Annotated in this window: 8 protein-coding genes and 1 pseudogene; 3 read left to right on the top strand and 6 right to left on the bottom strand. The window is 61.7% G+C overall.

Features of this window, described 5'->3' with window-relative positions:
* Nucleotides 1-224: 224 nt before the first annotated feature.
* The 6 genes from DCO47_RS22130 to DCO47_RS22105 form a co-directional block, all read right to left on the bottom strand.
* The gene (locus tag DCO47_RS22130) at nucleotides 225-1,613 is read right to left on the bottom strand and encodes a VOC family protein (RefSeq protein WP_116658925.1); all 1,389 of its coding nucleotides are present in this window, start codon (nucleotides 1,611-1,613) and stop codon (nucleotides 225-227) included.
* Between the two features lie 88 nt (nucleotides 1,614-1,701).
* The gene (gene glcF, locus DCO47_RS22125; RefSeq protein WP_116658924.1) at nucleotides 1,702-2,922 is read right to left on the bottom strand and encodes a glycolate oxidase subunit GlcF; all 1,221 of its coding nucleotides are present in this window, start codon (nucleotides 2,920-2,922) and stop codon (nucleotides 1,702-1,704) included.
* A 2-nt stretch (nucleotides 2,923-2,924) separates the two neighbouring features.
* The gene (gene glcE / locus DCO47_RS22120) at nucleotides 2,925-3,974 is read right to left on the bottom strand and encodes a glycolate oxidase subunit GlcE (protein ID WP_116658923.1); all 1,050 of its coding nucleotides are present in this window, start codon (nucleotides 3,972-3,974) and stop codon (nucleotides 2,925-2,927) included.
* Nucleotides 3,974-5,473 (bottom strand): glycolate oxidase subunit GlcD, encoded by a 1,500-nt coding sequence (gene glcD / locus DCO47_RS22115; RefSeq protein WP_116658922.1) that lies wholly within the window; start codon nucleotides 5,471-5,473, stop codon nucleotides 3,974-3,976. The genes glcE and glcD overlap by 1 nt, the downstream gene beginning before the upstream one ends.
* A 169-nt stretch (nucleotides 5,474-5,642) precedes the next feature.
* Nucleotides 5,643-6,569 (bottom strand): alpha/beta fold hydrolase, encoded by a 927-nt coding sequence (locus DCO47_RS22110; RefSeq protein WP_116658921.1) that lies wholly within the window; start codon nucleotides 6,567-6,569, stop codon nucleotides 5,643-5,645.
* A gap of 21 nt (nucleotides 6,570-6,590) precedes the next feature.
* Nucleotides 6,591-8,045 (bottom strand): NAD(P)/FAD-dependent oxidoreductase, encoded by a 1,455-nt coding sequence (locus tag DCO47_RS22105; protein WP_083353114.1) that lies wholly within the window; start codon nucleotides 8,043-8,045, stop codon nucleotides 6,591-6,593.
* A gap of 188 nt (nucleotides 8,046-8,233) precedes the next feature.
* Between DCO47_RS22105 and DCO47_RS22100 the strand changes: the two genes are divergently transcribed.
* From DCO47_RS22100 to DCO47_RS22090, 3 genes and pseudogenes are all read left to right on the top strand, one after another.
* A complete protein-coding gene (locus DCO47_RS22100; RefSeq protein WP_116658920.1) occupies nucleotides 8,234-9,307 on the top strand; it encodes a diguanylate cyclase in 1,074 nt (357 codons plus the stop codon).
* Nucleotides 9,308-9,520: 213 nt separating this feature from the next.
* Nucleotides 9,521-10,756, top strand: a complete 1,236-nt coding sequence (locus DCO47_RS22095) for a M20/M25/M40 family metallo-hydrolase (RefSeq protein ID WP_116658919.1) — start codon at nucleotides 9,521-9,523, stop codon at nucleotides 10,754-10,756.
* A 402-nt stretch (nucleotides 10,757-11,158) separates the two neighbouring features.
* Nucleotides 11,159-11,362 (top strand): annotated as a pseudogene (locus DCO47_RS22090) (hypothetical protein); the annotation flags it as partial.
* Between the last annotated feature and the right edge of the window lie 31 nt (nucleotides 11,363-11,393).

Genomic DNA, 11,393 nt, shown 5'->3' with positions numbered 1-11,393 from the left:
CTTCGCGAGCAGGCTGTTCAGGCAAATCATTGGCGACTGACATACCGCTATCGCGAGCAGGCTCGCTCCTACAGGGGGATAAGTGGTTTGCCCCGAAGTCGTGTTCATGCGCGAAACCTGTGGGAGCGAGCCTGCTCGCGAAGGCGGCGGGTCAGGCAAATCATTGGCGACTGACAGACCGCTATCGCGAGCAGGCTCACTCCTACAGGAGAGCGGCGCAAAGCTCAGGTCAGGTTGATACCCAAAGTTTCGGCACATTCTTCAAGCGAACGCCGCTGCGTCTCGGCATACAACTCCAACTCATCAATGGTCGAGCGCCCCAGCGCCTGTTCGAATGCCTGGCGATTGGAATGTTCGGCGTAATGCGTCTGCGCAGAATCACCAAGGTTCGACTGAAAAATCCCCGCCGCGCTCACCGGCAGGAAATCTTCGTACACCAGCGGCTCCGCTTTCACGTAGCCATCGCGCAGCAAGTCCTCCAAGGACGACTCACCAAGTCCTCCAGCGGCCAAACCCTTTTCCGTGGCGAAATAACGAAAGTACGCCAGCCCCTGTTCGCGCATGCCCTCGACGCTGTCAGGAAATTCCGCAAAGTGTTGAGTCATCAGCGCGTTGTAACGTGCAGCATTGGCTTCGTTGGGAAAATCGCCCAGTTCATCGCGGGCGGCGTTCAGCAGGCGGTCATACAGCGCGCGCCCCTTGGGCGTCAGGGCAGCGCCGCGTTGTTCGATTTCGCCGAACCGGGCGCTGTGGCTGCCAAGGGTTTCAGGCTGGTCGGTGAAGGCGATCGGCTCGTCCAGCGCCTTGAAGCTGGTCTGGCGCAGCAGGATCGGGCACTTGCGGCGCGGTGGGCCTTCAATCACCGCTTTGGGTGTGATGCCATGGGCAGGCATCTGTTGCTGAACGGTGTCGATGTCCAGCGTGCGTGGGGTCAGGTGGTTGATGTGCGGGCCCTTGAACGCAACGACATCGGCGACCAAACGGTGCTGGGCGCTGAGTTTCTGGTACTGCGCGCCAGTGACGGTGGCGCTGTGGTGCCAGCGAAAAGTCTCCAGTGCCTGTCGGACAAATTCTGCGGCGTCAGCTTCGTTCAGCCCGCCCGCTGTTTCCGCCTGTTCAATCAGGCGCAACGCGGAGTCGGTAAAAATCGAACGACGGGCCAGCACCGACTCGGCAAAAGAACGCAGTTCAGGGGCTTCAATCAGCTCCAGGCGCAGCAACGAGGTGAACACACGAAACGGGCTGATTCGCAGCGCCTCTTCATGCACCGCGCGAAACGCCGTCGAATGCACCGGCACGCCCGCCGGCGTCAGGTCGTAATAACCCACCGGCTGCATGCCCATCACCGCGAACAGGCGGGCGAGGGTGGCCAGTTCGCTCGCCGTGCCGACGCGAATGGCACCGTGGCGTTCCATGTCCAGCCGCTCGATTTCGCCGGTGCGCCTGAGGTGCCCGGCAATCTCAGGCTGACGTGCCAGCACGTCGCGGTTGGTGTTCTCTACCAGTTCCATCAGCGCGCCGTACAGCGGCACCTCTTCGCGGTACATGTCGGACATCGCTCGGGAGAAGCGTTGGCGGATCAGGTCGGGACTGACGAACGGCTGCACGGTCATGAAAAAAATTCCTGCCACGGTCACGGAATGGATGCCGGAAAAGATCGCAGCCTTCGCCCACGCGGGCAAACGAAGAATCCTACGAACTTCATTCTGCCAACGACTGATCCACCAGCTCGATCCAATGCTTGACCGGCGTGCGCCCGGCGCTGGCCAGATGGCTCTGGCAGCCGACGTTGGACGTGACGATCAATTCCGGCCGGCCACTTTCGAGCGCGTTGAGGCGCTGGTCGCGCAGTTGCCGCGCCAGCACGGGTTGGGTCAGCGAGTAAGTGCCCGCCGAGCCGCAGCACAAATGCCCGTCCGGTACCTGAGTGAGGTTGAAACCGAGTCGGGTCAGCACTGCTTCCACCGCGCCGCCGAGTTTCAGTGCGTGCTGCAAAGTGCACGGGCAATGCACGGCGATGCGCCGTTCGCTGGCGGCGCACACCTGTTCCAGCGGTTCCGCCGCGATGACTTGCACCAGATCCCGAGTCATTTCGCTGATCCGCCGTGCTTTCAACGCATAGACTGGATCGCCCGCCAGCAAATGCCCGTAATCCTTGATGAACGCGCCACAGCCACTGGCTGTCTGCACGATGGCTTCGGCACCGTTCTGCAGATGCGGCCACCAGGCATCGATGTTCTGTCGAGCGCGGTCGAGGCCCTTGGCCTGGGCGTCAAGGTGATAGTCGAGCGCGCCGCAACAACCGGCCTCGCTCACCGGCGTCACGCTGATGCCCAGACGATCGAGGACCCGCGCCGTCGCGTCATTGGTGTTCGGCGACAGCCCCGGTTGTACGCAACCTTCAAGCAACAACACCCGGCGCGCATGCCGTGCAGCGGGACGCGGACTCGTAATGGCGGCGTGCTGCGGCAGTTTGCTTTCCAGCAGGCGCGGCAGCAGCGGTCGAAAGGTCGCGCCCATTCGCAGCAATCCCTTGAACAAACCCGGATTCGGCGCCAGCGCGCGCAAGCCTTCGCGCAGCAAGCGCTGGGCTGCCGGGCGCGGCACCGCGTGATCAACCACCGCGCGGCCAATGTCGAGCAGGTTGTGATAATCGACCCCGGACGGACAGGTAGTTTCGCAGTTGCGGCACGACAGGCAGCGGTCCAGATGCAGCTGCGTCTGCTCGGTGGCCGGCGCGCCTTCCAGCACTTGCTTGATCAGATAAATGCGCCCGCGCGGCCCGTCGAGCTCATCGCCGAGCAATTGATAGGTCGGGCACGTCGCGTTGCAGAAGCCGCAATGCACGCAGGTGCGCAGGATTTTTTCCGCCTCGGCGGCGCGGGGTAATTGGCGCGATTGCTCGCTGAGCGTGGTTTGCATGGCTAGACCTCCGCGTACATTCGCCCGGAGTTGAACAGCCCTTGCGGGTCGAGTTGTGCCTTGAGTTGCCGGTGGTAGCGCAGCAAGGTCGGCGCCAAAGGTTGAAACGGCGAATCGGTGGCGCCGTGCGTAAAGCACGTCGCATGACCGCCAAAGGACTGGGCGAGGGCGTGAATCTCGGTGCTATCGGATTTAAGCCAGCGTTGTGCGCCCGCCCAGTCGATCAGTTGCTCGCCGGGCAGCTCGAGCGGGCCGAGATTGTTTGGCAATGACAGGCGCCACAGCGGCAAGCCTTCGTCGAAAAACCTCAGGCGTTGTTCGTTGAGATCGCGCCAGAAAACCGAATCCAGCGGTTCGCCGCCGAGGCGTTGATGCGCCGCTGTCACCGAACCTTCGCCACCTTCCAGGCGCAAATACAGACTTTGGCCGTCGTGACACGCGGCGCTGATCGGCAGCGGTTGCTGACCCCACTCGGCGAGTTTGCTCAAAGCGCGGACACAATCGATGTCGAGGCGAATGCTCAGGCACTGGCGTGGTTTCGGCAGGACTTTCAGCGACACTTCGGTCAGCACGCCGAGGCAGCCGAAACTCCCGGCCATCAGTCGCGACAGGTCGTAACCGGCGACGTTTTTCATCACTTCGCCGCCGAAGCGCAGATGCTGACCGAGACCGGTGATCACCCGCGTGCCGAGGACGAAATCGCGTACCGAACCGGACCACGGCCGGCGCGGCCCGGACAACCCTGCGGCGATCATGCCGCCGACCGTGGCGCTGTCAGCGAAGGATGGCGGTTCGCAGGGCAGCATTTGTCCGGCGTCATGCAGCGCCGCGAGCAGTTCGGACAATGGCGTGCCGGCGCGCACCGTGACCACTAGTTCCGTCGGATCGTACTGGACGATGCCGCGATGGGCGCGGCTGTCGAGCACTTCGCCGGCCACCTCGCGACCAAGAAACGCCTTGCTGTTGCCGCCCTGAATCCTCAACGGCATGGCATTGGCTCGCGCAGCATTCACTTGGTCGAGCAGGGCCTCGGCGGCATCGAAATCAGCCATCAGAATCGCTCCAGCTCGGGGAAGGGCAGTTGCCCGGCGTGAATGTGCATCGCGCCAAATTCGGCGCAGCGGTGCAGGGTCGGAATGTTCTTGCCGGGGTTGAGCAGGCCCTGCGGATCGAATGCGGCTTTGACCGCGTGAAACAGCAGCAACTCGTCGCTGTTGAACTGCGCGCACATCTGATTGATTTTCTCGCGCCCGACGCCGTGCTCACCGGTAATGCTGCCGCCGACCTTCACGCACAGTTCGAGGATCTTGCCGCCCAAGGCCTCGGCACGATGCAGCTCGCCCGGCTGGTTGGCGTCGAACAGGATCAGCGGGTGCATGTTGCCGTCACCGGCGTGGAAAACGTTGGCCACGCGCAAGCCAAATTCCTCGCCGAGGCTGGCGATACCTTGCAGCACAGCGGGCAATTCGCGGCGCGGGATGGTGCCGTCCATGCAGTAATAATCCGGCGACAACCGACCGATCGCCGGGAAGGCATTTTTGCGCCCGGCCCAGAAACGCACGCGTTCGGCCTCGTCCTGAGCCTGGCGCACCTCAGTGGCCCCGGCTGCTGTCATCACTTCGCGCACCCGCTGGCAATCGTCGTGCACGTCGGCTTCGACGCCGTCGAGTTCGCACAGCAGAATCGCCTCGGCATTGACCGGGTAACCGGCGTGGATAAAGTCTTCAGCGGCGCGAATGGCCAGGTTGTCCATCATTTCCAGCCCACCCGGAATGATCCCGGCGGCGATGATCTCGGCGACCGCGCGGCCGGCCTTTTCCACTGAATCGAAACTGCCAAGCAAAACCTTGGCGACTTGCGGTTTGGGCAATAGCTTCACCGTGACTTCGGTGATGGTGCCCAGCAATCCCTCGGAGCCAGTGAACAAGGCGAGCAGGTCAAAACCGGCTGAATCGAGCGCCTCAGAGCCCAGTGTCAGGCGTTCGCCCTCGATGGTCAGCACTTCGATTTTCAGTACGTTGTGCACGGTCAGGCCGTACTTGAGGCAATGCACGCCACCTGCGTTTTCCGCGACGTTGCCGCCGATCGAACAGGCGATCTGCGATGACGGATCGGGCGCGTAATACAGGCCGAACGGAGCTGCGGCCTGAGAGATGGCGAGATTGCGCACGCCGGGTTGAACCCGCGCGATACGTGCGGCGGGGTCGATATGCAGGATGTTGTTGAAGCGCGCCATCACCAGCAGCAGGCCTTTTTCCAGTGGCAGCGCGCCGCCAGACAATCCCGTGCCGGCACCCCGGGCGACCACCGGCACATTGTTCCGATGGCAAAGTTTGAGCAGGGTTTGCACTTGCTCGATTCGCCGGGGCAGGGCGACCAGCATGGGCGTGGTGCGGTAGGCGGAGAGGCCGTCGCATTCGTAAGGCTTGAGTTCATCCTCGCGCCAGAGAATGTCCAGGTCCGGCAGGGCCTGCTGCAGGGCCTTGAGCAGTTCGGCCTTGTCCACTTCGGGCAATGGACCGTCGAGGCGTTCGTCGTAAAGGATGTTCATCGCCCACCGCCGATGTCCTGTTGAAATACCCACCTGTGGTGAGGGAGCTTGCTCCCGCTGGGGCGCGAAGCGGCCCCTCTGCTATCAATGCGCGTCTGATTCAACGCACCGGGATTGGGTCTGCTGCGCAGCCCAGCGGGAGCAAGCTCCCTCGCCACGAGGTAAGCGTTCATTTTTGCGATCCCAGGAATTGCTGATACCGCCGCGCCGTGTTCGCCGGCTGTTCGACCATCGGCATGTGCCCGACGTGGTCCCACACATCCACTTCAAGGTTGGCAATGCCCTTGCTCCAGACCGGCACGCTGCTGACGTCGATCAAGCGATCCTTGCGCCCCCACAGCAGCAGCGCCGGACATTGGATGTCGGCCAGTTTCGGCTCCATCGGCGGGCTGGCATGGAAGTCGCGGAAGATTTCTTCGAGCTCGTCACGTTGTTGCTCGTAGCGCTGGGCGACGGCGTCCAGCACCAGTTTCGGCACCCACGGCGGCGACTCCATGGTCATGGCGTAGAAACGCTGGAATTCTTCACGGGAGTTGATCAGGAACGGATTGTGCCCGCGTGCCAGGTGGCGCTCCATGTCGCTCGGCTCTGGTGCGGTGACGCCGGCCGGGTCGATCAAGGCCAGCGAAGCGATCCGCTCGGGATAGCTCGCCGCGAGCCACGCAGCGATGTAGCCGCCCATGGAGTTGCCGATCACATGGACTTTTTCCACGCCGCAGACATCGAGTAGCTGAATCATGCGTTTGGCCTGAACCGCGATGTCATAACCGCCTCCGGCCTTGAAGCCGGTTTCGCCGTGGCCGGCCAGATCCGGGATGATCACCCGATACTCGCGTACGAAATGCCGGGCGCAGCGCAGCCAGAGATTTTTGTCGGCGCTGAAGCCGTGCAGCATCAGAATCGTGCTGGACGCCTCGTATGGCCCGCCTTGCCAGGTCGACACGGTCATCTCGGCGATCGGCACTTCGATCTTGTGCAGTTTGTACAACCTGGCCTCGATGGCCATGGCCAGGTCGTACAGCCAATGGCCGACCGCTGGGTAACTCAACCAGCTCCAGGCCACGAAAACCGCGAGGGCGACAAACAGCAAAAGCATCGACGTCTTCCTTATACGTGTTCAGGACAAAATATGGTCGGCCGGTTTCAGCGCTCGGGTCAGCAGGTGATAGCTGAAACTGAAGCCGGGAAACATCGCGATCACATGGCCGCTCTTGCTCTGGTACCAACTGTGGCAACCGCCGGACTTCCACACGGTGCGCTGCATTTCCCGGTGGATCATTGCAGTGTAGGTACGTTCCGCGTCATGGCGCACTTCGATGCTGCGCAGGCCTTTGGCCTGCACGGTGCGAATGCAGTCGAGGATGTAGTTCATCTGCGATTCGATGATGAACAGCGCCGAAGTGTGGCCAATACCGGTGTTCGGCCCGGTGACGATAAACAGGTTGGGGAAATCCGGCAGGCTGGTGCCCAGGTAGGCGCGCGGATATTCGGCCCAGACATCTCTGAGTTGCACCGCGTTCTTGCCGCTGACCGGGTAGGAAATCACCCCGTCGGTGGCGTCGTAACCGGTCGACCAGACGATCAGATCAACATCGACATGATCGCCGTCCACCCTGTTGATCCCGCTTTCGTCGATCGACGCGATGCCATGCTCGCGACTGTGCAGCGTGACGTTGGCGCGGCTCAGCGCCGGGTAATACGTGCTGGAGACCAGCACCCGCTTGCAGCCGATGGTGAAATCCGGAGTGAGTTGCTGCCGCAGCACCGGGTCTGGAACCTGGCGTTTGAGGAACCGCAGCGCATGTTGCTGGACCAGGTGAATCGCCGGTTTCGAGTATTTGAAGGCGATCACCCGGGTTTCGAATTGCCAGTAGATCAGCCAGCGCAGCAGCTTGTACGCCGGCTTCAAGCCGAGCAGCCAACGCTGGAAGCGGCCGAATTTGCGATCGGCACGTGGCAGCACCCAATGCGGCGTGCGCTGGAACACATGCAGGTGTTCGACCTGGGGTGCAATTGCCGGAATCACCTGGGCCGCGCTGGCACCGCTGCCGACAATCGCCACGCGTTTACCGCGATAGTCGTAGCTGTGATCCCAATGGTTTGTATGAAAAGTCTTGCCTTGAAAGCGATCCATCCCGGGGAAGTGTGGGATGACCGGCTGACTTAACGGACCGGAGGCGTTGATCAGGAACTGTGTGTGAAAGATGCCTTTGGCACGGGTGTACACCGTCCAGCATTTATCCGCTTCGTCCCATTCGACGCGCTCGACGTCGGCTTGCAGCTCCACGCGGTCGCGCAAACCGAACTGCTCGATCACTTGCTCGGTGTAGCGCTGCAGTTCTGCCTGTCCGGCAAACATCTGCGACCAGCGGTAGGGTGCGAACGAGAGCGAATACAGCGGCGACGGCACGTCCACCGCTGCGCCGGGGTAGGTGTTCTGGCACCAGGTGCCGCCGAAAAAGTCGCGTCGCTCCAGTATGCGAAAGTCATCGATCCCGGCCTTGAGCAGGTTGACCGCCGCGCACTGGCCGCCAAAACCGCTGCCGATGATCAACACATGGTAGGTGTGCATGGGTCCCCTTTTTATAGTTGTTTTTCCTTTTCCCTGTTTCATTTATAGCCAACTCTGGGCTTCGTGTGCGGCGCTGATAGCGCTCTATTCAGGCCGCTGGCCGGTGATGGCTATTTAGCGGCGCCCTGATAGACTCCGAACACATCCGTGTCGGGGTGAAACCATTGCAGCGCGCGGTCGAGGCCCTTATGGGAAATACGCGGGGAAAGGGACTTTCACTGGCCAGGAGGCTGTACAGGTCGCGGTTGTTCGGGCTGCTGCTCGGGCTCATGTGCGTCAGCGTGGCGATGTATTCCCTCGATCCGCCGCTGTGGGTGTGGGGCCTGATGCTGTTCAATGGCCTGATCTGGCCGCATCTGGCGTTTCAATGGGCGCGCCGCTCGAGCGTGCCGTTCCGCGCCGAACACCGCAACTTGCTGATCGATGCATTCATGGGCGGCTTCTGGGTCGCTGCCATGCAGTTCAATCCGCTGCCCAGCGCAACCACGATTTCGATGATGGCGATGAACAATGTCGCCATTGGCGGTGGCCGATTCCTGCTCGCCGGGACGGCGGCACAGCTATTGGGTATCGGCGTCGGGCTGGTGGTGTTCGCACCGGCGTTCATCCCGCCGACTTCGCCATTGCAGCTTTACGCCTGTTTGCCTTTGTTGTTGCTGTATCCGCTGGCGCTTGGCTGGATCTGCTTTCGTCAGGCCTCCACCCTCGGCCGGCACAAGCGTGAGCTGTTGGCGTTGAGTCGCACCGACAGCCTGACCGGGCTGCTCAATCACGGCGCGTGGAAGGATCAACTGAACCTCGCATTCCAGCGCTGTAAACGCCAGCAGCAAGGCGCGGCGATTGCGTTGATCGACATCGATCACTTCAAGGCGATCAATGACACCTACGGCCATGTCGCCGGCGATATCGTCCTGCGCCAGTTGAGCAAACTGCTCAAGCAGAATCTGCGCGCCACCGATGTCGCCGGGCGCTACGGCGGGGATGAGTTCTGCGTGATTCTGCCGGAACTGCCGCTGTTCAATGCCGCTCAGGCCATGGAAGCCTTGCGCGAACGCTTCGTGACGCTGGGCTATGAGCAGAATCCGGCGTTGAAGGTCAGTCTGAGCATTGGCCTGGCCGCGTATGACCCGAGCCATGCCGACGCCACGCGTTGGCTGGACGATGCCGATCAGGCCTTGTACGAAGCCAAGGCGGGTGGGCGCAATCGGGTGATCTGCAACAGCGACAACAAGCCGAGGCAGGCGCTGCTGGATTCGGTCTGAGGGACACCCCGCCGATTGAAACTGTAGGAGTGAGCCTGCTCGCGATAGCAATCTGTCAGTGATTTGAATGCTGACTGATACAACGCTATCGCGAGCAGGCTCACTCCTACAGGTTTGTTCGGTGTCGGTCTGGAGAGTGTCGCATTCGCTATAGAGCCTTGCGTCAATGTCGGTTACGGTTGAATCCCTCCGACACGAAACAAGGACTGCTTCATGACGTTCTCCTTTCCCCGCTCTCTGCTGGCCGCCAGCCTCGGTCTGTCCCTCGCATTCTCGGCCGCAAACGCCGCCGAACCGCACAAACAAGTGCTCGCCGATGCCGAGCAGTATCAGCCCGAAGCCCTGAAATTGTTGGAGCGGCTGGTCAATATCGACTCCGGCTCAGGTTATGAGCCGGGCCTGAAACAGGTCAGCGACATTGCCATCGATGAACTGAAAAAACTCGGCGCCACCATCGAACTGGTGCCCAACACCCCGGAAAAATCCAACCACGTGCTGGCCACGCTCAAAGGCACCGGCAAAGCGAAGATCCTCCTGATGGCGCACATGGACACGGTGTTCAAGGAAGGCTCCGCCGCCGAGCGGCCTTTCCACATCAAGGACGGCCGCGCCTACGGGCCGGGCGTAATGGACGACAAGGGTGGCATCGTTGCCGGCATCTACGCGCTGAAGGTGCTGAAGAACCTCGACTTCAAGGATTACGCGCAGATCACCTTCCTGCTCGACGCCAGCGAAGAAACCGGCTCGGACGTCGCCACCGACCTGATCAAGAAAACCGCCAAGCAGCACGACGTCACCCTCAACCTCGAACCGGGGCGCCCGGCCGATGGTCTGGTGGTGTGGCGCAAGGGCAGTGCGACGGCGCTGGTCGAAGTCAAAGGCAAAGCCGCCCACGCCGGGGTCGCGCCTGAATTGGGCCGGAACGCGGCGATGGAAGCGGCGCACCAGATTCTGCAACTGGGCAAGCTCGGCGATGAAGCGAAGAAGACCACCATCAACTTTACCGTGCTCAAGGCCGGTGATCGCACCAACGTAATCCCGGACCAGGCCACGGCCAAGGCTGATGTGCGCGCGGCGGTGCCGGAAGAGTTCGATCGTATCGAGAAGGATCTGGCGCGGGTCTCGCAGGACAAGTTGATTGCCGAGACCGAGGTGAAAACCTCTCTGCAGCGCGGATTGCCGCCGATGCCGCAGACCGCTGAGTCCGATCGCTTGATGGCCATGGCTCAAGGCATTTACGGCGAAATTGGCCGCAAGCTCACCGAGGAGGGCAGCGGCGGCGCGGCGGATGCCAGTTTGTCCGCAGGCGTAGGGACACCGACGCTGGATGGCTTCGGGATCGTCGGCGGCAATATTCACACGCCGGAGGAATATGCCGAAGTGGCGAGCGTGGCGCCGCGGATTTATCTGTTGTCGCGGATGATCATGGAGTTGGCGAAGCCGCGGTGATGGAATTGGTGGTGTGAATGTTTGGGGCGGGGTGTCAGTTGACTCGCCCCTCACCCTAGCCCTCTCCCCCAGGAGAGGGGACTGACCGCGTTGTTTTTAGTCAATGCGGCAAGCTTGAGATTTTCTGCTGAATTCAATTTCGCATTCAACACGGTCCACCACGTCGGCGCAGATCCTGAGCATCCCCCAATCGGTTCCTTCTCCCTCCGGGAGAGGGCTAGGGTGAGGGGCTTTTGTGGGAAAAGTGGCAGTCGAGGACGGCGCACAAAAAATACCGAAAAGTCCGACAGAAGCTCTCGTTGCGGCCGTCGGGCGCGGCTTTTATAGTCTCGGTTCGCAGATAACTCTACGACGATGTTGGCCGGTCGAATACAGAACCTGACCTTTCTGGAGTGAACTCGGGCCGCCTGTGCGATGCACCAGTTTGTGGTCGTGCGTGATCTGGCCGACACCTTTGCCAGCCTTAACCTCAAGGGCATCTCCGGTTGTGATTTGACGCGGGTGACCAGCGCGGTTCATCTGCTGATGCGCGAGGGCTGCGCGATTCTGAATGTGATTCAGGCGCGGGCGGCGCAGCGGGAGGAGGGGTATAAGACGCCGGTTTAGCGGTGCCGCAATAGACGCTTTCGCGAGCAGG

The organism is Pseudomonas sp. NDM (assembly GCF_003105095.1).
GTDB classification, from domain to species: domain Bacteria; phylum Pseudomonadota; class Gammaproteobacteria; order Pseudomonadales; family Pseudomonadaceae; genus Aquipseudomonas; species Aquipseudomonas moraviensis_A.
This window is presented reverse-complemented; position numbering and strand designations above follow the sequence as displayed.